The organism is Neobacillus canaveralius (assembly GCF_047237705.1).
GTDB lineage: Bacteria > Bacillota > Bacilli > Bacillales > Cytobacillaceae > Neobacillus > Neobacillus niacini_K.
In genome coordinates, this window is record NZ_JBDFLL010000001.1 from 4836233 (window position 1) to 4858588 (window position 22356).

Sequence of the window (22356 nt, forward strand, 5' to 3'; positions counted from 1 at the left end):
CGGTTAGCATAGCCCCGCTCGGATTGTTCTTCAAGCAGTTTAGCCTTCTTCCTTATACAAATCTTTTATATCTCGCCATTCAGTCGTAACCTCTCCGTTTAGGTTAACTTATGACTTTAACCGACATGCTACACTCCCTCTTTGGTTTCCCGCCAAGATAAGTCGGCTGATATATAAACCGTTTCTGTAGTTTATTCACCGCCAATTGGTGAAATATACAATACCCTTATGGGCGCACTATAGACTGCTTGACGTCACCAACCATAAACAGATTACCATTCGTTTCTTCTTCTTTTGCAACCTGTTTTAATATGGTTTCCTGAACCATATTGACATCTTGGTACTCATCGACAAATACTTCATTGAAATGATGGCGGTAGGATACTGCTGCTTCCGATGGAAGAAACTCCCCAGCAGCAGTAATTTCCCCTGTTAAAATTTCTAGGCAATAATGTTCCAGATCCGCATAATCCACAAGCCCTTTTTCTCTTTTTGCTTTCTCAAAGCGCTCAGAAAAAACAGCGACTAATTGGACAAGTGTTTCAATGAGAGGGCGCATTTCTTCCATATCCCGTAAGAAGCCTTCTGGCTTTCTTAGAAAAAGTTCATCTTTAATATCTTGAATCTTCTTTTTAGCCTTATCGCGAAGCTTTTGTGCTTTTTCCGTTAACTCTTTATCGAAGTGATCTCCTTTTACTGGTTTTGCACGTGTGAATGACCATGTCTGCATGGCATGATAAAGGGCTGACCACGAGTCACGGTTCGCTTGGATAAGAGTATTAATCACATTTATATCATCAATAAAATTTTCTGCCCTTGGAGCCGGACCACCTGGAAGCTTCGTCACTTCTAAGCCTCGCTCTATCATTTCCTTCGCACCTTCTAATTGGAGTTCAATATCAAAAACAAGAGCTTGAATAAACGGTAATTCTTCGAGTTTTGATATCTCAGAAACATCATACATATCAATCATTGACTGTAAATAATGACTAGGCACAGGGTTCGACCGTGCAAAATCATAAATATCCCGAACAATATCCATTAAGGCACTATCACTTCGGTCGCTAGTAAAGGAGTCTACTAATCTAAAAAATGGCTCATTATCCTTTTTTCCATACTCCTCTTCAAACAGCTCGTCCATTACTTCATCTCGAATTAATTGTGCCTCTGTTTCATCAGCAATTCTAAATCCAGGGTCTACATCTATTAGGTAATAGTATTTACGAATAACCTCCATGCAAAAGGAATGCAATGTTGAGATTGATGCTTTATTTAATAAGCTTAGCTGCTTTCGTAAATGCCTTGAACCTGGGTCCTTATTGATTGCTTTTTCTAATGCTTCTCCGATTCGATGACGCATCTCAGCTGCAGACGCGTTTGTAAATGTTACAACTAATAACTCATCCACATCAATAGGATCTATCTCAGAAAGAATTTTTTGGATAATCCTTTCGACCAACACAGCAGTTTTTCCAGAGCCTGCTGCTGCTGCAACAAGGATATCTTTATTTTTCCCCATAATCGCTTTCCATTGATCTTCTGTCCAGGTTGCCCCCTCAGGTTTAGGAGGTATTACAAAACTACTCATTTGCACCAACCTCCTTTCGTATTAACTCAAATATTGTCTCCTTGGGCTGCGGTGTTAGAATTCGATAATGATTTTCAATCGATTCATCAAATTGACAAACTGATTTGTAGGCACAAAATGTACATGGTGTTTTGTCTTTTAGTTTATATGGGGCAATATCAACTTGACCGTCCACTATAGCCTCTCCAGTAGTCTGATAGAGCTTTCGAACATAATTCCTTAAATCATCAAATTCATTTAGGCTCGCTACTTTCGATTTCTTGGTTAGATTGCCATCCTTTTTAATACCTGCCGAAATAATCTGCGAGTCACCAGATTCAAGACTTTGGTCCATCAGCTTGAGGACATCTTGGTCACCTACCATTAAACCGTTCATCTTGAATTTTTTCATGATTTCCTTTTCGATTTCATCAATCGTCAATAATTTAGTAGTGCTTATCATCGGGTTATGGACATGGAAATAAAGGACTCCGGCAGGGCTTGCTTTCATTTCTACCAGTTCGTCAGAATGTGTAATGACGATATCTAAGTAGGTTAACATTTGCAGTGCCAGTCCATAGTATACCTCGTTAAGATTAACATCCTTTTCACTCGATTTATAATCAATCACTCGTAAGTAAGTACTATCATTTTGCTTCGCTTGATCAACCCTATCGATGCGGCCGGCTAATTCCATCCGTTTTCCATTTTTTAAAGAAAATGTTAAGGGCGGGAGTTTTCCATTACGTCCAAAGCTCAATTCTAAACCGACTGGTGAGAATCCACTTACTTTTGCATGTTCGCTTAATACTTGAGAGGCGCGGGTAATTATTTGTTCTAATTTCCGTTTGATATAATGATGACGTTCTGAGCTTAAAAGAATTTCATTCTGTAGCTTAGGAGCTAAAGCATTCACTGCCTCCCTGGCCAGTTCTTCACATTGTTTCCTTGTAAGAGAAGCCCAGCTAAGTCTTTGCTCATTTACAAAGTCAGAGATATGCTTTAAAGCAGCATGAAATAATTCTCCTATGTCAGGAGCTTCCAAACGGAAAACTTGCCGCTCGCGAAGCTTTAGCCCGTGTTGTGCAAAATGCGAAAATGCACAGCCATTATATAATTCCATTCGTGAAACACTCGCCTGTATCGTATCACCATACAATTCGTCCGCTGTTTCCTTTGAAAGCTGTACCACCTGATTGGTATAGAAGAGACTGGAGAATACTTTCTCAGCACGCCCCTTCCACTCTCCGTTGATATAAAAGTTATACACATCCCACCACAAATCGGAAATAGGATAATTCCGCTTTTTTAACTGCAGCTGTGAGGTCAAGTAGGACAGAGTTGTTTTGTAATTAGTAACAAAGTTTAACTGTTCTCCTTCTGTTAGCTCCGAAGCATCTGTACCATAAAAATGTTCTTCTGCATTTGGATACATATCTTTCAATCTCTTAATATATGAGGACGCAATTAAAGCCTTTCCTTCATCATTGGCCAGCGGATAGCTTACATAAAGAGATTCAGATGGTGTAGTTAGGGCTTTATAAGCTATAAAATTCTCATCCAATAGGCGTGTTCTGCTGCTTGGCGCCACTATTAAATCTGCGCCTATTAACATTTCACGCTCATCATCAGATAATATCCCATCATCCGCAATTTTAGCTGGTAATATCCCCTCATTAACACCAACAATAAAGGCTGCCTTTATGTCTGTCAGTCGAGATTTTTCTAAATCCCCGATGATTACCTGATCTAAAGCTGGGGGAATCAATGAAAAATAGAGTGATTCAAATCCTGCTTCTAAGATAGCAGAAAACGACTTTAAGGGAACAGCTTCATCCCCTAATATTTCCACATATTGATCTAGGAGTTCAATACACGCATTCCAGACCTGATCATGCTCACGCATTTTTACAAGATTGCCTTTTTTTTCAGCTTCCATTTTCCAATTTTCTAGTTTTGAAGGAATATCTAATTCTTCTAAATATAAATAGATTGCCTCACAAAGTTTCCTGCCTGTATCTGCCTTTTTAAGCCTTCTTGATAATCGTAGTATGGGGGCTGTTACCATAAGCTTTAATTCATTCAATTGCTGTTCTATTTCTTTTTCAGCATCAGTTTGCACATTTGCTTCCATTTCAAGGCCCTTGAAGCGACGGTACGTCCAGCGGTCTTTTCTTGTCCATTTACTGCCTTTAATACCATAAGCCAGTACATAGTTTTCAAGCCTATCCATTTTTTCCCGCATTCGATCTGGATCTTCTTGAAGCGGGTATATCAATTCCGTTTTAATTACCCTAAAAACAGGCTCATAACGCCAAAATGATTGAATTACTTCCAATGTTGACCGAATTAATTCAATCAATGGGTGATTCAGCATCGTTCTCTTTTGGTCAATAAAAAATGGAATTTGATAATCAGCGAAAACGGGCTCCACGATTTCATGATAATCACTGCCATTTCTTATCAATAGTGCGATGTCTTTATAACGATAATTCTTTGTCCGAACCAACTGGAGAATTTCGCGCGCTATCCCCTCAATCTCCGCTCTGCGATTAGCTGCTTGACCAATATGGATGTCTGTTTGTCCATAATAAGGGACCGCTGGTCTAGTATCGAAATGATTTTCTAAATGCTGTAAAGACAACTGATTCCATTTCTGCTGCTGTGACAGATAGATAGGAGGCTCCATTTGAATTCCTTCTGCTTTGGCAATGTCGTTTAAAGTGCAGCAAGCATCACTAGATAATCGAAATAAATCCAATTCATCTGGCAGCGTTTCAAAAGAAGTTCTGTCCGTTGTCATAGTGATCGTTACTCTCTGACAATGCCTCATTAACTCTTTAATGACCAAGTATTCTTGTGGTGTAAAGCTATAAAATCCATCTATATAAATTTCTGCCTCTTTTAAGTAGGTTGATGCAGAAACCCTTTCTGAAAGCAAACGAAAATAGTCTTCGGAATCGATATACTTTCCAAAGACCTCATCCTCAAAATGTCTGTATATAATCTCTAAGTCACTTAATTTATCCATCAAGGCTCTAGAAGTATTTTCACTATTTCCGTTACTCTTTTCAGTCTTTTGTATAAGCTCTTCGGGTGTAATGCAATATCGCTTAAATTCAGTAATCATCTGTTCAACTTGCTGAATAAAGCCGTTTTTATCAGCTGCACGCTGAAACAATTTTAATTGGTCTTTTTTATCTTCAATAATTTTCCTAATAAGCATGCTTATTCCAACACTGCTTAGATGATATCTGCTTATACCGCCGGTTTCCTGCAAAATCCTCCAAGCTAACCGCGAGAAACTGTAAACTTGCGCACGAATCATTCCTCCAAGTTTCGGATTGGTCGCCAAACGATATTCTGTTGAAAAGGTCATCTGTTCTGGAACAATATAAATAATCGGTGCTCCCTCTGGATTTTCCAGCAGCCGGTCTTGTATTTCATTCATACACATTTGTGTTTTACCGCTTCCCGACCTTCCGGTTGCCATTCTTAAAGACATGTTTCTTCCCCGCCTTTCCGATTACCCTACTTTAAACTAATACTCTCATTTTATCACAAAATGAGCACAAACGTTTGGAACACTTCATACAGATTTAAACCAGTATTGGAAATTTTTAAACAAAAAAAGAGACGATACTTTCATCGTACTCTCAGGTTTTTAATCTATTCACACTTAAAATTGCACATCCATTTCGTTTAGCGGCCAGTACCGGAGGTCGACTTTTCCAACGACTTGGCTGACAGAAATGAAACCAAAATGCCTGCTGTCCCAGCTGCCTAAGCGATTATCTCCTAGTACAAATAACTTTCCTTCGGGTACAGTATTTTCACCTGTGATTTCCTTCAAACTAAAATCTCCTGTCAGTTTGACACCGGGTATTTCTTGCTTATATACATTCAAAAACGGTTCCTTATACTTTTGTCCATTGATAAATAATTCATCGTCTTTAAATTCAATTTTATCGCCTGGAAGACCAATCACTCGCTTGACGAAATCCTCTTTCTCATTTGCATGGAAAACAATGACATCAAAACGGCTCAGATCACTAATTTGGTAGCCCAGCTTATTGACTACTAATTTGTTCCCATCCTGGAGAGTAGGCATCATCGATTCTCCTTCAACAACATAGTTAGAAAAGAAAAAAGTTCGTATAAAAGCAAAAATAATAATTCCAATTGCAAAAGCTTTAATCCATTCTATCCCCTCTTTTTTCCATTCAATATTCACTTTTAACTCCTCCTTTTCTTCAGCTCTTTACCCCTATTTATCTCCTCATTATGGTCATTTTCCATGCGCTTATTCAATCTTACTTCAATTCTTTTTCCAACATACCAAAGAATAAAAATAACTAGAAAAACTATGCCAGTACGGTAAGGCCGAGTAATCAATGATTGAAGATCATATCCGACAAAACTGATAGTAAAAATCATCACCATTTTGCCAATTGCGACAGCAAGCATGTATTGGTACATACTGATCTTCGAAAAAGCGGCTACAACATTTACAACAACAGATGGGGTAAATGGGAAACAAAGGAGCAAAAAGAGCGGTCCAAAACCATGTCGATCCACCCAGTCCATCAGCTTTTGAACCTTTGGGTGTTTTGATAGGAAAGAAAAAATTCTCTTTTGTCCGTACTTCCTGATGAGCAAAAAAAGCAGCAGTGCTCCCAGGCAAGACCCCAGCCAAGAATATAAAAATCCCAGCCACAGCCCAAAAGCACTAGCATTAGCCATTACAAAAATAACCAACGGCAGAAACGGTAAAAATGCTTCAATCAAGGGCAGCACTACACCGGGTAATGGTCCAAAGGACCGGTACTCTTGAATTAAGTCCATTATATTTTCTAGTGTGAACCAAGCCTTGAATGCTTCAAAGTCCATATGATTGCTCCTTACCTTATTACATTGAGAGCTGAAAGCTTTAAATTATTGAGTTAAAAATTGGTGAAAAGCATCCCTATTCATCTCTAAATCTAAATCCAAAACAGAACCTTCCCCTTTTATACTTGCGTCTTCATATCCATTTTCAATAGGAATTCTAAAGGTCTGAATATTTCCTCGATCTTTTGCAAAAAAGTCCTTGGCCATGAACAATATATCTCCGGTATCCATGTTTGTGTTGATATATGGTGTGACCACGCCTATTAGTTTAGGGAGTTTTGGAATCGTCTGAATACCTGAAAGCTGATCACTTATCGCCTGAAGTGCCTGCTGCTGTCGTTGAACTCGGCCAAAATCACCTATCGCATCATGTCGAAATCGTACAAAGCTAAGCATCTGCTCCCCATTTAACCTTTGCAGCCCTGGTTCCAGTGGAACTTCTATGTATGCTGACATTTTCTTTTCGACGTTAATCTCTACTCCTTTAGGAAACGCTTCATCAATTAATTGCACAAATCCTTCAAAATCAACGATTGCATAATACTGTAAATCAATATCAAAGTTTTCTTTTATTGTTTTCCTCATTAGTTCAGGACCGCCGCGCGCAAAAGCAGAATTGATTTTATGCTTGCCTTCACCAGGGATGTTTACATAAATATCTCTCATGATAGACGTTAGTTTATAAGTTCCCTTATCCTCATTATAATGTGCAATCATAATCGTATCGGCTCGCGATGCTTCCTCACCCTCTCTGGCATCGCTCCCTAATAAAAGAATATTGGTGGCTCCATATTGGTCCTTTTTCCCTTCAAAAGCGTAAACTTCTTCGTTAACATTATTTTCCTCATTATTAATTTTCTCTAATGATTGATTAACTCCTTGTTTATACTGATAATATGCGTAACCTGCAGTGGCACCAAACAGCACCAACAGGACCAATACTATAGAGGTCGATTTTCTTTTTTTCCTTTTTTTGTGTTTTTCGTATCTCATGACTTTCTTCACCCATCTATATCAAATTTTTAGGACAAATTTTTTCTGTCTATATATAATTCATTTTCCCCGATAAAATATCCTTCTATCAAAAACTTTCTCATACAAGCACCTAATTTTGCAAATAAAAAAAACCGCAATCTTTAAAGCATTGCGTTTTCCATCAGACTTTTGTATGATAAGAACAGGTGTTCTATAGTGAATTTGGAAAGGAGCCGATGATGGGATGACCAGGATTCCAGAGGAGGATCGTAATATAATGGAGAAAGCCATCTATTTGCCGATGGTTTTAATTGTCTTAAATCGTGATTTAACTGTTGTAGAAAACAGTCCTTTTAAATTAAAAAAACCCTATTTACAACTAATTGAAGAAACAATGAAAAGCATTCAAAAGGAATTAGCCGAAGTAAAACAATATATGAAGAAGAATAACCTAAAAGTAATAGAAACAAAGCGGGACGATGCCTTTACTATGTATATGTTCTTTTATAAAGGGTATGAAGAAGCTCATAATTACTTTAATCCAAGAATACGCAACAAAGTTCAAGAATTATTGGAGTTTTATTTTCTTAAACAGCACCTGTCCCATTAAGATTTTAATGTTTATCCTTAATCTTCTTTTTACCATATTGATAGGAATCTTCTGATGCCTCCATGGACTTTGGCCGTTGTAATAAATAGAAAGACTTTTTTTCATTGTATTCAATTCTTTGCATTAACTTCGTTCTTAAGTAAGCTGTTCTCTCCAGTTGAGAAATGATTGAGCTGCATGAAACAGGGAATTTAAATGATTGATTATTATTAAAAAGGATTAAAGTTTCTTGGGGATTCACTCGTTCGTAATCTTTTACATGTTCATGGGAAATCCAAATACATTCTTGACGGCTTGGTGAAGTGGTAGGGAAGAAAAAAATGCGGTTTGTAGGATCAATTGCAATTGGAATCTTATGGGCATAACCAACTAACAGTTTTGTACCATTCCTCCGACCTTCATAATCACTCCCATAATATTCACAGCTATTTCTTATAATATCGAGCGGTTTAAAGGGGGATAAAAATTCATCCTCTACTTCGAAAATCTCCGAATAAATTTTACTGCCATACGCGATGGGTTTGATGAACATCGTAAATGGATTTACCTCATATTCTTCAATTTGTTTTAGCTTCAATATTTTCAACTCCATTAGCAATTTTATCCATCATATCATGTTTGTTTTATAGTTTATTTATTTTTCTAAATTGTTGCGAATTTATTCACAAAGTTATTACAGAAAAATAAAACTGAAAATTATAAATATTATTGATATTATTAAAAAAAACCCATATAATATTAAAAAGCATCAGAGGTGATTTTGATGAATGAGAAATCATACACGGAATTAATGAAAATTGGTGCCATGAAACGTCAAGGGAAAGAGAACTTTGTCCAAGATTTATACATTGATATGCTTCTATCAGAAATTCAATTAAATGTCGAAAGAGAAAAACTGCTGAAAAAAATTGACTGTGCGATTGACCATCGCGATAAACAAAACTTTTACCTTTTATCAAAACAATTAGTTGAGATAAACAAACGATTCGGAACGTAGACACTAATTTAAAATAAAAATGGGAAAGGAGAAAAATTCTCCTTTCCCATTTTTTATTTTCGTTGTTGTACTTCAAATTCTTCAAGCATTGATATACGCTCAAGCATAGAAGGATGACTATAACGGAATATCTTTACTAGTAAAGGCGGGTTAACTTGGGTTAATCCCGAGCGGGTTAATTCCTGGAAAGATGTTATAGCAGCTTCAGGATTCTGAGTCATATTAATCGCATATCTGTCAGCCCTCGTTTCCTCATAACGGGAAATCAGATTAGATATAGGACTGGACGCAAACAGGAGCATTGATATGATCATAAAAAAGAGCGGCAAAGAACGAATATCTTTTACGTCTGGTATTTTCAATTCTTTTCCATATCGCGCAATCACCCAATTCATGATTCGATACGTTAAATACAAACCAAAAAGCGAGAACAATAAATATAAAGCGATTCCGATGTAAATATGATTTTCAACATAATGACAAATTTCATGGGCCATGATAAATAAAATTTGATCATCTGATAATTTGTTTAAAGTGGTATCCCATAGTACAATCCTTGCGTTTGAGCCAATCCCTGATACATAAGCATTTAAGGAATTTGTCTCCTTGGACATATTCACTTCAAAAACATGTTCGGCGGGAATTTGGGCTTTATCTGCTAATGCTAATATTTTGGTTTCCAATTCTTTATTTTTCAAAGGATAAAAATCATTGTATAAGGGGTCAATGATTACTGGCTGTAAAAACATCATAAACAAAGTAAAAGGTATAGACAATATCCAAGCATAAAGCCACCAGCGCTTAACGCTTTTTTTCATAAGCCAGTATAGGACTGGCACAATAATCAGTAAAGTCCCATAATTAATCCAAAAATCAATTAACTCCTCCTTCATCCAAGAGGCGAAGGTTTGTGTTGAAATGTTATAGGTTTTTGACAAGGTGTAACTGATATAGCTTAGAGGCAATGTAGCCAAAAAGGCAAAAAATGAAAGCCAAATAAGGTATATAGCCGTTTGCAGCAGCTTATACTGGGACGAGCTTTCTGCCCATGATTTAAATGCTTTTGAAAAGCCAAATAATAAAATCAGAAAATAGAAAAGCCATTCAAACGGTGTAGATAGGAAAAACAACAAATTTCTTATCTTTGAATATTCTTCACTTAACATTAATTCCCTGCCATTTAAAAAAGTAGCGGGATCCGCTTTCGTGCCTTGATATTCAAAGGGAAGGCCTGAGCCTGCAAAGTGAAATAAATACCAATAAAAAAACAACCCATATATTACATAGGCCAAAACTGCATAGACTCCCATTTTTCTAACCATGTTTTGTCCCCCTTCTTGTACAACCTCTCTATACTTAGTTTAGATATAAAGTTTATTTTTAGAACTAAAAAAAGCCGGGTTAAACCGACTTAGAGAAAATAGGAATATAGGGCAAGGACTGTGATGGAACCGAGAACAACAACAATTACATTTGCCCCTAAGAAAGCCGCACCAAATGCCGCAGCAGCACCTGCAATTCCATACCACATATCTTCTTTTTGAAGAAAGATAATCGCAGGGAATATTAATGCTCCAAGGGTTGCGTATGGAACATTTTTCAGTACACCTTGGATAAATGGCGGCAGCTCCATACCTTTAAACAAAACAAACGGAAGCATTCTTGGTATATATGTAACTAAACCCATTCCAATAATCATCCATACTATTTCACTTTTCATGCTTTACACCCCAATGCCTTGCCTTTATCACTTCAATCAGCTCAATCATAACAGCCGATAAAATAGTGGAGGTAACAATCGCCCAACCTTGCGCCATAATGCCGCCAATAGTAAAAATTGTATTAAATATAGCCGCAAGGGAGGCTAGAAATAATACCTTCACACTTTTTTTCAGAGAAGGAACTAAAAGTCCAATAAACATTGCATATAGCGCCACGACCATACTTTCTTGTAATGTTTGTGGAAGACTGGCACCTATCAAATGGCCAATCCCGGTAAAAATAACCCAACTTGAATAGGCCAATAAATTGACTCCGAACATAAAACCAGTAGTCGCTGTCCCTTCTCTCGTCGCCACAACAGAGAAGGTCTCATCGGTAATTCCAAATGAATAAAGCATTTTATTGCCAAGATGGTCATCCTCACACTTTTCATTCAAAGATGTTGACATTAAAAAATGGCGGATGTTCACAATAAAAGTAGTTAATACAATTTCAACTATCCCTGTCCCATAGGCCAGCAGGCTTAACGAGATATATTGTGACGCCCCTGCAAATACAATCATGCTCATTAATACTGATTCATAAATAGAAAGGCCTGATGTTTTGGCAAGAAATCCAAATGTCAAAGCAATCGGAAAATAACCAATACCGATGCTGATCCCTGCCTGTAATCCCTTTTTAAATTCAGTAGATTCTTTTCCTATTACAAAATCAGACAACATTATCCCTCCTATAGAAAGCATAAGGCGCCTGCCTATCGGCGCAAGCATAAGACGAGCCGGCATGAAGGTTGCTCTTTAACCTTCTTGACGGATTGGCTTATGCCTCGAGCCGATGGCGCCTGAAGCTAGACTTCTTTCTCCCTTGAATCAAAAGTAAATTTTATCAAATTTTCGAAAATAATGAAATAAAAAAACATGGCAAGTGTTCTGCCATGTTTTTGTCTTATATCCATCATGTTATTAAATAGTTTGAGTAATTTGAGTTTTTAATGCTCTTCTTAATATTTTTCCTGTTGCATTCTTGGGGAGTTCTTCCAAGAATTCAATGGAAGATGGAACTTTATACTTGGCTAAATGTTCTCTACAATACTCAAGTAATTGCTCTTCAGACGTATTTGGATTTTTGCTTACAACATAGCATTTTACTGCTTCTCCTAAATTTGAATCTGGTACACCAAGGACTGCTGCTTCTATTATATCGGGATGGTTATATAACACTTCTTCCACCTCACGAGGATAGACATTAAAACCACCGACAATAATCAAATCTTTCTTTCTATCGACAATGTAAAAATATCCATCTTCATCCTTCCTTGCTAAATCACCTGTATATAACCAGCCATCACGTATGGCTGCAGCTGTTTCTTCAGGCATTTTGTAATAGCCTTTCATGACATTCGGACCAGCAACAATTAATTCTCCTACGTCTCCAACAGAAAGCTCCTCTCCAAGTTCATTGACAATTTTATTATCAACATGAAGAATGGAGGTCCCGATTGAACCAGCCTTACGCGGGCGGTCTAGTGGATTGAAGCAGGTAACCGGTGAAGCCTCCGATAAACCGTATCCTTCAGAAACACGGACATTGAATTTCTTTTCAAAATTAGTAAGCAGGGCAACTGGTAAAGAAGCACCGCCAGATATACACAATCTTAAAGATTTAAAATCTTCAGGGTCGCCTTCAGGGTATTGGTATAAGAAATTATACATCGTTGGAACCCCGGCAAAAACGGTTGCTTCATACTCTTGTGCTAATTCAAAAATATCCTTAGGACTAAATTTTGGTGCAATCAACAAGGTAGCTCCATTTAATAATGGTGCATTTAAAGCCACAGTTAAACAGAATACATGGAACATTGGCAGGGTGGTGATGACGCTGTCCTGATCATTCATCCTTAAATAATCGCCAACATCACTTGCATTGCTATATAAATTTTTGTGTGTTAACATCGCACCTTTTGGTTTCCCTGTGGTCCCCGAAGTATAAAGTATAATCGCAGTGTCATCATCGTGCAGCTCTGGTCCTTTAAAGGTATGGTCTCCCGAAGCCACTAATTCTGTAAACGATTTCATTTTAGGGTAAAGTGTAAGAGATTCAATATTATGTTGAGAGATACCATTTTCACTAGTTTCACAGAATACAAATTTCTCTACCTTAGGCAAGAAGGCATGGACTCTTTCAGCTAATGGGATCGCCATATCTAGCGCAACAACAAGTTTTACATCACCGTTATTTAAAATATAACCAATTTCATCTGCTGTATAAATTGGATTAACTGGAATAACGGTGGCTCCCAACCTCATTGCCCCGTATAAGCCTATGACAAAATGAGGTGAATTCCCAAGTAACAAAGCAACATGATCGCCACGTTTAACTCCTAACTTTTCAAGTCCAGAAGCGAATCTTGTAATCGCCCCATCCAATTCAGCATAGGTAGTACCTTGTCCCATAAAAAAATAGGCAGTTTTGCCCGCTGCGTTTTTAGCAGTTTCCTGAAGTCTAGATGATAAATTCATAATTTCCCTCCCTTTTGTGAATGAATACTCATTCACTAAATCGTAAAAATTTTCTAAATATATTATATTTAAAGAAATTTAAGTATTCAAGCAAAATTTTTAAGGAATCAGTCAATGCCCCACTTCCGCAAATATCCATATCAAAATCCCCTTCCTAATCATATTTTATCAGTATGTAATAAGAAGGGGGATTTGTATGACCTTAATAGGCATGCTGCATCATAGAAAAGATCCTAATACTGTTATTAAGTCCTATGCCTATGCTGTTGTCGCAATGGCAGAAGGTGCAGATTTCATATATTTCACGCCAAAGAGTGTAAATTTTGATAATCAAACGATTGAAGGATATGAATATAAAAATGGCTCTTGGCAGGAAAAGATTACACCATTCCCAGATGTTATTTATAACACGGGAAGCCCAGAGAAACTCGAGGTCTCAAAAGATATTATTAATCATCTAAAAGAAACCATTCCGTTTACGACCGTTTCATTAGGGAATAAATGGGTAATAAATGAACGTTTAATAAAAGGAAAGGAATTTTCTAAGTACTTAATACCGGCTAAAGTCCTTAAGGAATGGAACGACCTAACTGAATTTCTCAACTTATATACGGACGTTGTCGTAAAACCCATGGATGGAAGAAAAGGACAAGGTATTTATTTTATAAAGACATGCGACAAAGGATTTATTGTTAATAAAGATAGTCTGGATAAAACCTATACAAAAAATGAGCTGAAAGAGTTCTTCTATACTTTACTTGAAGAAAACACTTATATTGTTCAGCCTTATATTATTAGCAAAACGAAATCCGGTCTTGCTTTTGACTTTCGCCTCCATGCACAAAAAAATGGCGAGGGAAAATGGGTCATTACCACCATTTATCCTAGAATCGCATCAGACTGTACGATTGTAACCAATATCAATAATGGCGGGTATACCAATTATTTAGTACCGTTTCTAAACCAAGAATTCAGTGAAGAAGAGGCAATCAATATTAAGAGAACATTAGAATACTTTACACTTGCACTGGCAAGGCATCTTGACCAACTTCAAATGCTGGAATTTTCAGAGGTCATTGATGAAATAGGAATTGATGTTGGACTAGATGAGAATCAAAAACTTTGGATTTATGAAGTAAACTGGCGTCCCAGCTGCCCCCAGCATTTTATTTAGAACTTGATGTTGTTCGAAATACCATTAAATATGCGATCTATTTGGCTAATAATCACGATAAAGTTAAACAGGATATCCGGCAATTTAAAAAGAGAGATATGGAAAAAAGAAAGGTGCCAATTATTGCTGTAACAGGCAGCGCTGGAAAAACAACGACAAAATCGTTTATTTCATCGATCCTAAAAACAAGATGGAATACTTTTGAATCAAAAGATTATTGGAATAGAACAGACCATACACAAATACATGCCGATTTAATTAATACCAGTCATCAAGCGGTTGTTTTAGAGTATGGAATGGGATTCCCTGGGGTCATCACAGAACATTGCAGAATTATCCAGCCAAATATAAGTGTCATTACAAATGTTGGAATGGCGCATATAGGTAACTTTGATGGAGATATCAAAGGAATTGCCAAAGCCAAATCAGAATTAATCCATGGAACAAAGAAAAACGGTATGTTATTTATCAACAAGGACGATGAGAACTCAAAATTACTTGAAATTGATCAGTTTAAGGGGAAAATTATCACAGTAGGAATTAAACAACCTGCTGATTATCGTGCCTATAATATTTCCTATTCTAATAATGGAATGAAGTTTAATGTAAAGCTCCATAATAAAGAATGGTCGTTTTTTATTCCTATTTATGGAGAACACCATGTTTATAATGCTCTAAATGCGATAGCCGTCGCAGATTATTTAGGCTTCTCCCCACCTGAAATAAAATCCGGTTTACTTTTTAAAAAGCCGCCACGTCGATTAACCGTCTATCATTTAAATCAATCGTTAACCTTGATTGATGATTCTGTCCATTCAACACCTCAAGGGGTTGTAGCGGCAATTGACGTTCTAAAAAATATTAGCCCATCAAGAAAAATAGCTGTATTAGGTCGAATGATTGGGCTTGGAGACAGAAGAGTTGAGCAATATCAAAAAATAGGTCAATATCTAGTTAAACAGGGTATAGATATTGTTATTACCTATGGTCGTTATGCAAAAGGGATCGGACTTGAGGCTATCAATGCAGGGTTACCTCCCGAAAATTTCAAACATTTCTTGGACGAAGAAGCTATGCACGAATACCTCCTAAATGTATTGCAAGAAAATGATACGATTCTTGTAAAAGGAGCAAGTATAATGAATATGTTTAATACCGTTCAATTTCTTAACTCCGTTATTGGTGCCAAAGAATAAACACAGTACTTCATGAAAAATAACGATAAAAAAAATCCCCATATAAGCCAGTATGGGGATTTTTTTCACTCTATTCTGAGATGAAAGGTAAGCTCATTCGCCGCCTGCTTCGCAATACTTTGTGCTTCAAGAAAGGTATCTCCTTTGGCAATAACATACGCATAACGATGGCCCATTGATAGCGGAGGTGTTACATACGTTCCACTCTTCGGCTTGACGTACACTTCCACCACACCAGGTGTTGCCATTGCCCTTCCTTTACCCGTTACCTTTTCTAAAATGCCTTTATGTTCAAGGATTACATACTGTGTAAAAACATAATGGTTTGTGGTCTTTTCTAAAGATGGAGTTTCTCCAATTAACATTTTTAGCGTTTCTTCAACTAAGCTATAACCAAAAGCGGCTTTAATCATTTTGTTCATTGCTCCACCCGATATTCTCGGATTAATTTCAATCAGTTTCCAACCGTCCTCTGTTAATCTTAGTTCCAAATGAAAAGCACCATTTTCTAAAGCTAATGTAGATACAATGGTTTCAATGACAGTCATTAAACTCTCTTCTAAATCTGTCGGTACTTCGGCTAACACCCCGTAACCCGTTACAATAAATCGTTTCCCTTTTGTAATTTCTTGCTTGATAATCGCACCAATTTGAACATTCCCGTTAGTGACAAGAACTTCCACTAAATATTGATCACCCTCCACATATTCTTCAATGATGATGGTTTCATTTACATTTTTAGCTCGTAGCCTACTTACATTCTTTTTTAATTCTCCATTGTTTGTTGCAAAAAGGACATCCTTTGAGCCAGTTGAAGAAGCACACTTCACTACCACTGGAAACTTAAATTTCTTATAAGTGAAAACAAAAGGCAAATGATCATCCTTTGTTATTACTTTAAATCGGGGTGTAAATGATTGGTCAGCGAAAAAATTTCTAGTTTTTTCCTTATTTTCCATAATAGCAATGGCTTCCGTTGATACATAATTTTCACAAAATTCGTCAGCTAATAACGATGCAGTATGAACGTATTTATCCACAAAGCTGGTAATGACAACCACTTCATTTCCCCGCTGCTGTAATAAATATATTTGTTGTTTTATTTCCTCCATATTGCTAAGTTCCACTAAAGTGAGTTGATGAACATCCTTATATTCACTTCTTTGCTGGATTTGCTTTTCCTGATCGGTAAAAACAACTGTATAATAACCTAATTCATTTGCAGCTTTTACAGCCTCTCTGCTGGACCCCGATTTATTTAAACCGATAAAAATAATCGTCCTCATTCTCCTCACTCCTATTTTCCCCTGACAAAGATGAACGCCCTATATGTTATGAAGGAATAAGAGTTTTGTATGGACTTTTTCAACATTTTGCGAAATTTAGTCGGGGCAAACACTGCATATTCATAGTCATATGTACAATCTCATTGTTAAGAAATTCATAAAATAACTGGTAACGTACTTTAGGATAGGAAGTGAATTAGACTTCATGAAAGCTTTATCTATTTACGAAATCCGCCAAATCATTAATGGTGAATTACTTCAAGGCTCTGATGATTTTGTGATTGACTATATACCTTATTATCAAAAAATTAGAAGAAACAAGAGAAACGTTTTGATTTTTATAAGAAATAAATCTGAATTAGACCTCAGATATATTAAAACAAGACTTCCTTGTGCAATTGTTACTGACCAAGATTTTGATGTACTTAAAGCAATAGAGGGATTAACTGTTGTTAAGGTACAGCATGTAAGGAGTGCGTTTTGGAACTTTGTTTATTATTATCGAGGACTGTTTACGATTCCAGTAGTAGCCGTAACCGGTACATGTGGCAAGACAACCACAAAGGAAATGATTGCACACATCCTTAGAGAACAGAAAAATGTCCAAGCCACTAAAAGCAGTGCTAACTCCAGGCTTGCACATTTACATTACCTCCTTGGGATAGATGAGCATACTGATGCTGCAGTAATTGAAACAGCTGTAGGGAAGCCAGGTGACATTCGCTATGCTTCTAAATTCTTTAAACCTACAATTGGAATTATTACAAACATTGGAGCCTGTCATTTAAATTCCTGCAAAACCATTGAGGCATATGTAGCAACAAAAGCAGAAATGGCTTCATGCTTAGATGATAGTGGTGTTTTAATTTTAAATGCAGACGATGAAAAGACGAAAACAATCTCTTTAGCTGACGTTAAAGGAAAAGTAATATACTTTGGAATCAAGAACCATGCTGACTTCCATGCAACAGACATTCAATACGGTAAAGGCGGCATGAATTTTATTCTTAAAGTAAAAAAGAAAAGTTTACCCGTATTTGTTCCAGGGTATGGAGAACACCAGGTGGCAAATGCATTGGCTGCATTAGCAGCTGTCAATGAAATGGGCATAGACATGAGACAGGCAGCAAAACGTTTACACTCATTCAAGAACCTTGGGAGACATTTGGAGATAACCACGGGGTATAATGGAGCTACTATTATTGATGATACTTGGAATTTTAATACTACTTCATTAGAAGCAGCGATGCAGGTTTTAAATTATGCAGCTGGAGGAAAACATAGAATCGCATTATTTACTGATATGGCTGCACTAGGAGATTACAGTCTTCAGCTTCATAAGGAAGCAGGTGAAATTGTAAACAAGTATGGGGTTGATACCATTATTACAATCGGAAATCGAGCTAAAGAAATGGCTCATTATTCCCGTGACGTTGGGTTAACATGCAATATATATTCATTTTTTGAATACGAACAGGTCTATTCACTGTTAAGTGAAATCTTAAATGAAAATTCAACTTTACTTATTAAAAGTTTTGGAAATAACTCGTCTATGATTGAATTAGCCTCTTTTTTTAAATAAATTTTATCACCTAAATCATGGTAACACAGGAGGAAGTTTCCTCGGTTTCTCCTCCATATTCTATGTTAAGATGGGGTTGTTACTACGAAGGAGCAACCATAACAGGAAGCGAGGAGAAACATTTATGAAAAAGAAATTGATTACCACTACAGCAGCACTAATGATTACTTTTAGTGGAATGAGTATTCCAACTTTGAATATAACTACTAAACATGCAGCTGCTGCAACCACAGCGGTTCCTAACCCTTACAACAACCAGGCTGCAGTTGATGCAAAAGCAGACCAAATAATTTCAACTGCAAAGTATTTAATTGGTAAAGCCGAGTATGGTCCTAAGAAAACAACATATCCTTATCAATTTGCATGTGCAACATTTATCAATTACGTGTTTGGACAAAATGGTGTTGATATAGCAACTGAAACTGAAGAATATATGATGGAACAAGGCTACGAAGTTCCAAGAGATCAGTTGCAAAAAGGTGACCTTGTATTCTTTGACGCTAATCCAACAAACACTGATCCAACCGATCATGTAGGAATATACATTGGCGATAATAAAATTATTCACATGGCAAACACTGAATTAGATGTTACCATTTCTGATTTGGATAGCACTTCTTATTACCGAAACAATTATGTAAAAGCAAAAAGGGTACTTCCAAGTCTATTATCAGCGAACCCTGCTACAAAAGGTGATCAAGTTGTTGCAGGATATTTCGCTTTAAAAGATAAGGTGAAAATTAATTCGACAACAAATAATGCAGCCACTTCAACATTCACAAATGGTGGATTAGTTGATCAGATTTTTAAACAAGCAGGTATCAATTTAGGTACAACAAACATTACTGAGCAAATGAAATTAGGTACTCCTGTTTCCAAGGAAAATCTAAAAAAAGGTGACCTTGTATTCTTTAATAGTACGACAGGTTCAACGACACCAGCTTTAGTAGGGATTTACGGAGGCGACCATCGCTTACTTTTAGCCTCAACTGCCTATGGAACGGTTACGAGAATTCTTTTCCTGCCTTATTATAATAATTTGCACTATATTACTGCAAGACGCGTGATCACTGAAACACCAGTAACAACTACACCGGCACCGGCACCGGCACCAACACCGGCACCAGCACCAGCACCGGCAGTGCCCACTAAAGCTCATTCAATCGTTACTACTGCTGCAAACCTGATTGGAAAAGCAAACTTTGGCTACGATTATAATGAGAGTACTTTAACCTTTACGCCTGGTGGTTTTACAAAGTATGTTTATAATCAGCATGGTATTAACTTAAAGTCTACTCTTGCCAGCTACCAAGCCACATTAGGACAGCCTGTTGAGAAAGCTAATCTTCAAAAAGGTGATCTAATTTTCTTTGGCGGAGCATCGATTACAAACGTTGGAATTTATGCGGGTGATAATCAATTCATCCATCTAATTAAAGGTAAAGGAACCATAAAAGAAAACTTGAATTCGGATTGGGCAACGCAAAGTTATAAAACGGCACGCCGCGTCTTATAAACCAAAAGAGGAGCATTTTGCTCCTCTTTTTGATATATGTTATATTCTTTTTTCCACGTATGTTAAACTCTTTCTTTTTCCAGTTTCTTCAAAGCCATTTTTCAAGTAATGTCTCAAAGAAAAAGGTGTACACTTTGCCTTGATAAGATTCATATTTAATGTTGCAACATACTTGTCCCTTTCTTCAAATAAACGAATATAGATACCTTTCCCCCTAAATTCTTTCCTTACAAAATCTGTATTGTAATAAACATATGTTCCTTTCATAACACATGACACAATACCAACAATCTCTTCTCCATATCTTGCGCCAAACCAAATGGTGTTTTCTGTATTCCTAACTCTCATATTCCCCCTAAGTACGTAAGGCACAATTGGAGATATTTCATTAAATGTCATCTGAGAAATGGTAATTTCCATAATCCTCAACTCCGGCAGTTATTTAGTACCTGTCATACTATATGAAAAGGATTTATGCCATGTCTGTGTATAACTACCGGATAGAAAGCCTAAAAAAACACACGGTGAATATTTCACCGTACGCAATTCTAATAAATGAGGTTAATAAATTCTTCTTTAGATACATTTCCAAAATAAAAGGTTGTGTCGACATCTTTAAGTGAAGCTTCTAACTTGCTCTTTTCGTAGCGAACATGTTTTAGTTTATTTTCAATATCACTTACATCGCCAACACCAAAAAAGTCGCCATAGATTTTACAGTTCTCAATGACTCCTTTATCTACTTCTAAGCGGACATCAATTTGCCCCACTGGGAAACGATGAGAATGCTGAAGGTTAAATTTCGGCGATTTGCCGTAGTTCCAATCCCAATTTTGGTAGCGTTCCTTGGAGAGTTGATGGATTTTCTCCCAATCCTCATTGGTAAGCACATATTCCGTAATTTCTTTCTCTTGAAAAATAAACTTCAGCAAAGCGGAACGAAACTCTTTTATGGTCAACTTCTCTGACAAAAACTCTGAAATATTCGCCACCCTGCTGCGGACAGACTTGATTCCCTTGGATTCAATTTTATCTTTTTTTACTCTTAATGCGGAGACAATATGATCCATTTCCGAATTAAAAAGAAGTGTACCATGGGTGAACATCCGACCTCTTGTTGAGAATTGGGCATTTCCGGATATTTTTCTGCCTTCAGCTAAAATATCATTCCTGCCGCTTAATTCTGCATTTACCCCCATCTGCTCTAGTGCAGCAATTACTGGCTCTGTAAACTTACGGAAATTGTGAAAGCTTTCCCCGTCATCTTTTGTGATGAAGCTATAATTAAGGTTGCCAAGGTCATGATAGACCGCTCCCCCGCCAGATAATCTGCGCACAACATGGATACCATTACTCTCAACATACTCCGTGTTAATTTCTTCGACCGAATTCTGGTTTTTTCCAATAATTATCGATGGTTCATTTATGTAAAATAATAAATACGTTTCATTAATATCAAGATTTTTTAACGCATATTCTTCAATCGCTAGATTTATACGTGGATCCGTAATGCCTTTATTATCGATAAACAACATCCTTTTTTCCCCCTCTTATAGTGTTATGGTTTGAAATTCTTCTGCTAGTTTTATTATACCAGTATATTCCGTACTGGCTTCACTGATTAGCTTAGATAAATCTCCGTAATGCGGCAGATGGGTAAGTATAAGCTGTTTAACTCCAGCACTAGCAGCAAATTTCCCTGCATCAACGCTATTCATATGACCTGCTGATTTCCCGTTTTGATGCTGATAAAAATTACATTCACATAATAAAATATCTGCACCTTTACTAAACTCAATAAATTCTTCTTTAAAGGAACTATCTGCTGTGTATACAATTGATTTTCCGTTCGCTTCTATCCTCATTGCATAACAAGTCACTGGATGGTCTGTTTTTAAAAAGGAAACCTGGAAGGGTCCAACAGTCAGAACATCATTAGGTGAATACTCATTTCCCTTCGTGATTTCTTTGTAAGTTAGCTTCGCAAACTCAGCATTATCTAACGAATGTCCATAGATGGGTAATGTCGGAAAACTCTTTCCTAAAAAACCCTGAATTAAACGTGCATGCTGCAGGACCCCAATATCCGCAATGTGGTCTGGATGATAGTGAGAAATTAAAACTGCATCAAGCTCTTCTGGCTCAATGATATTTTGCATTTTCGCAAGAACACCGCTGCCACAATCAATTAACAGATTAAATCCCTCGTGCTCCAGTAAATATCCTGAACTTGCCCCGTTTTTTTTCGGGTATCCACCCCAAAAACCGATAATTGTCAATTTCAAAACTAGTCCCCCTTATTATAAAAAAAGAAGCTATTTA

Annotated in this window: 19 protein-coding genes and 1 pseudogene; 6 read left to right on the plus strand and 14 right to left on the minus strand. The window is 36.9% G+C overall.

Annotation, left to right across the window (positions count from 1 at the left end):
• Positions 1–232: 232 nt before the first annotated feature.
• The 5 genes and pseudogenes from ABC255_RS23710 to ABC255_RS23730 form a co-directional block, all read right to left on the minus strand.
• Positions 233–1588: pseudogene (locus tag ABC255_RS23710) on the minus strand (UvrD-helicase domain-containing protein); the annotation flags it as partial.
• Positions 1581–5072 (minus strand): helicase-exonuclease AddAB subunit AddB, encoded by a 3492-nt coding sequence (gene addB, locus ABC255_RS23715; protein WP_412997352.1) that lies wholly within the window; start codon positions 5070–5072, stop codon positions 1581–1583. The pseudogene ABC255_RS23710 and the gene addB, both read right to left, overlap by 8 nt.
• Positions 5073–5246: 174 nt before the next feature.
• Positions 5247–5801 (minus strand): signal peptidase I, encoded by a 555-nt coding sequence (gene lepB, locus ABC255_RS23720; RefSeq protein ID WP_335535708.1) that lies wholly within the window; start codon positions 5799–5801, stop codon positions 5247–5249.
• Between the two features lie 2 nt (positions 5802–5803).
• The gene (locus ABC255_RS23725) at positions 5804–6457 is read right to left on the minus strand and encodes a TVP38/TMEM64 family protein (RefSeq protein ID WP_335535707.1); all 654 of its coding nucleotides are present in this window, start codon (positions 6455–6457) and stop codon (positions 5804–5806) included.
• Between the two features lie 45 nt (positions 6458–6502).
• Positions 6503–7450, minus strand: coding sequence for an LCP family protein (locus ABC255_RS23730; protein ID WP_335535706.1), 948 nt, complete (start codon positions 7448–7450; stop codon positions 6503–6505).
• Positions 7451–7676: 226 nt separating this feature from the next.
• On the opposite strand from ABC255_RS23730, the gene ABC255_RS23735 reads away from it, so the two are divergent.
• Positions 7677–8042: a YhjD family protein gene (locus tag ABC255_RS23735; protein WP_412997354.1), complete on the plus strand. Its 366-nt coding sequence runs from the start codon at positions 7677–7679 to the stop codon at positions 8040–8042.
• Positions 8043–8046: 4 nt separating this feature from the next.
• On the opposite strand, the gene ABC255_RS23740 is transcribed toward ABC255_RS23735, so the two are convergent.
• On the minus strand, positions 8047–8619 hold the full coding sequence (locus tag ABC255_RS23740; protein ID WP_412997356.1) for a competence protein ComK: 573 nt from the start codon (positions 8617–8619) through the stop codon (positions 8047–8049).
• Positions 8620–8805: 186 nt separating this feature from the next.
• On the opposite strand from ABC255_RS23740, the gene ABC255_RS23745 reads away from it, so the two are divergent.
• The gene (locus tag ABC255_RS23745; protein WP_412997358.1) at positions 8806–9039 is read left to right on the plus strand and encodes an IDEAL domain-containing protein; all 234 of its coding nucleotides are present in this window, start codon (positions 8806–8808) and stop codon (positions 9037–9039) included.
• 53 nt (positions 9040–9092) lie between these two features.
• On the opposite strand, the gene ABC255_RS23750 is transcribed toward ABC255_RS23745, so the two are convergent.
• From ABC255_RS23750 to ABC255_RS23765, 4 genes are all read right to left on the minus strand, one after another.
• Positions 9093–10361: a M48 family metallopeptidase gene (locus ABC255_RS23750; RefSeq protein ID WP_412997360.1), complete on the minus strand. Its 1269-nt coding sequence runs from the start codon at positions 10359–10361 to the stop codon at positions 9093–9095.
• 89 nt (positions 10362–10450) lie between these two features.
• A complete protein-coding gene (locus tag ABC255_RS23755; protein WP_412997362.1) occupies positions 10451–10759 on the minus strand; it encodes an AzlD domain-containing protein in 309 nt (102 codons plus the stop codon).
• Positions 10749–11480, minus strand: a complete 732-nt coding sequence (locus tag ABC255_RS23760; RefSeq protein ID WP_412997364.1) for an AzlC family ABC transporter permease — start codon at positions 11478–11480, stop codon at positions 10749–10751. Before ABC255_RS23760 ends, ABC255_RS23755 begins: the two co-directional genes overlap by 11 nt.
• 243 nt (positions 11481–11723) lie before the next feature.
• The gene (locus tag ABC255_RS23765) at positions 11724–13280 is read right to left on the minus strand and encodes a fatty acid--CoA ligase family protein (protein ID WP_412997366.1); all 1557 of its coding nucleotides are present in this window, start codon (positions 13278–13280) and stop codon (positions 11724–11726) included.
• A gap of 196 nt (positions 13281–13476) precedes the next feature.
• On the opposite strand from ABC255_RS23765, the gene ABC255_RS23770 reads away from it, so the two are divergent.
• Both ABC255_RS23770 and ABC255_RS23775 read left to right on the plus strand, forming a co-directional pair.
• Complete coding sequence (locus ABC255_RS23770; protein WP_412997368.1) at positions 13477–14454, plus strand: YheC/YheD family endospore coat-associated protein; 978 nt, start codon at positions 13477–13479, stop codon at positions 14452–14454.
• Positions 14455–14552: 98 nt separating this feature from the next.
• Positions 14553–15650 carry a UDP-N-acetylmuramoyl-tripeptide--D-alanyl-D-alanine ligase gene (locus ABC255_RS23775; RefSeq protein ID WP_412997369.1) on the plus strand — a complete coding sequence of 366 codons (1098 nt, stop codon included), beginning with the start codon at positions 14553–14555 and terminating at the stop codon, positions 15648–15650.
• A gap of 65 nt (positions 15651–15715) precedes the next feature.
• Here the strand turns inward: ABC255_RS23775 and ABC255_RS23780 are convergent, their stop codons facing one another.
• Positions 15716–16936 carry an ATP-grasp domain-containing protein gene (locus ABC255_RS23780; RefSeq protein ID WP_412997371.1) on the minus strand — a complete coding sequence of 407 codons (1221 nt, stop codon included), beginning with the start codon at positions 16934–16936 and terminating at the stop codon, positions 15716–15718.
• Positions 16937–17141: 205 nt separating this feature from the next.
• Between ABC255_RS23780 and ABC255_RS23785 the strand changes: the two genes are divergently transcribed.
• Complete coding sequence (locus tag ABC255_RS23785) at positions 17142–18518, plus strand: Mur ligase family protein (protein ID WP_412997373.1); 1377 nt, start codon at positions 17142–17144, stop codon at positions 18516–18518.
• Between the two features lie 124 nt (positions 18519–18642).
• Positions 18643–20034 (plus strand): C40 family peptidase, encoded by a 1392-nt coding sequence (locus ABC255_RS23790; protein WP_412997375.1) that lies wholly within the window; start codon positions 18643–18645, stop codon positions 20032–20034.
• Positions 20035–20073: 39 nt separating this feature from the next.
• Here the strand turns inward: ABC255_RS23790 and ABC255_RS23795 are convergent, their stop codons facing one another.
• From ABC255_RS23795 to ABC255_RS23805, 3 genes are all read right to left on the minus strand, one after another.
• Positions 20074–20454 carry a GNAT family N-acetyltransferase gene (locus ABC255_RS23795; RefSeq protein ID WP_412997377.1) on the minus strand — a complete coding sequence of 127 codons (381 nt, stop codon included), beginning with the start codon at positions 20452–20454 and terminating at the stop codon, positions 20074–20076.
• A 128-nt stretch (positions 20455–20582) separates the two neighbouring features.
• Complete coding sequence (lplA, locus tag ABC255_RS23800; RefSeq protein WP_412997379.1) at positions 20583–21569, minus strand: lipoate--protein ligase; 987 nt, start codon at positions 21567–21569, stop codon at positions 20583–20585.
• 15 nt (positions 21570–21584) lie between these two features.
• Positions 21585–22319 (minus strand): MBL fold metallo-hydrolase, encoded by a 735-nt coding sequence (locus ABC255_RS23805; protein WP_412997381.1) that lies wholly within the window; start codon positions 22317–22319, stop codon positions 21585–21587.
• Positions 22320–22356: the final 37 nt, after the last annotated feature.

Coding starts and splice junctions, on each gene's coding strand:
- addB (WP_412997352.1), bottom strand. CDS start 5,072: ATGTCTTTAAGAATGGCAACCGGAAGGTCGGGAAGCGGTAAAACACAA.
- ABC255_RS23725 (WP_335535707.1), bottom strand. CDS start 6,457: ATGGACTTTGAAGCATTCAAGGCTTGGTTCACACTAGAAAATATAATG.
- ABC255_RS23730 (WP_335535706.1), bottom strand. CDS start 7,450: ATGAGATACGAAAAACACAAAAAAAGGAAAAAAAGAAAATCGACCTCT.
- ABC255_RS23735 (WP_412997354.1), top strand. CDS start 7,677: ATGACCAGGATTCCAGAGGAGGATCGTAATATAATGGAGAAAGCCATC.
- ABC255_RS23745 (WP_412997358.1), top strand. CDS start 8,806: ATGAATGAGAAATCATACACGGAATTAATGAAAATTGGTGCCATGAAA.
- ABC255_RS23750 (WP_412997360.1), bottom strand. CDS start 10,361: ATGGTTAGAAAAATGGGAGTCTATGCAGTTTTGGCCTATGTAATATAT.
- ABC255_RS23755 (WP_412997362.1), bottom strand. CDS start 10,759: ATGAAAAGTGAAATAGTATGGATGATTATTGGAATGGGTTTAGTTACA.
- ABC255_RS23765 (WP_412997366.1), bottom strand. CDS start 13,280: ATGAATTTATCATCTAGACTTCAGGAAACTGCTAAAAACGCAGCGGGC.
- ABC255_RS23770 (WP_412997368.1), top strand. CDS start 13,477: ATGACCTTAATAGGCATGCTGCATCATAGAAAAGATCCTAATACTGTT.
- ABC255_RS23775 (WP_412997369.1), top strand. CDS start 14,553: ATGGAAAAAAGAAAGGTGCCAATTATTGCTGTAACAGGCAGCGCTGGA.
- ABC255_RS23780 (WP_412997371.1), bottom strand. CDS start 16,936: ATGAGGACGATTATTTTTATCGGTTTAAATAAATCGGGGTCCAGCAGA.
- ABC255_RS23785 (WP_412997373.1), top strand. CDS start 17,142: ATGAAAGCTTTATCTATTTACGAAATCCGCCAAATCATTAATGGTGAA.
- ABC255_RS23790 (WP_412997375.1), top strand. CDS start 18,643: ATGAAAAAGAAATTGATTACCACTACAGCAGCACTAATGATTACTTTT.
- ABC255_RS23795 (WP_412997377.1), bottom strand. CDS start 20,454: ATGGAAATTACCATTTCTCAGATGACATTTAATGAAATATCTCCAATT.
- lplA (WP_412997379.1), bottom strand. CDS start 21,569: ATGTTGTTTATCGATAATAAAGGCATTACGGATCCACGTATAAATCTA.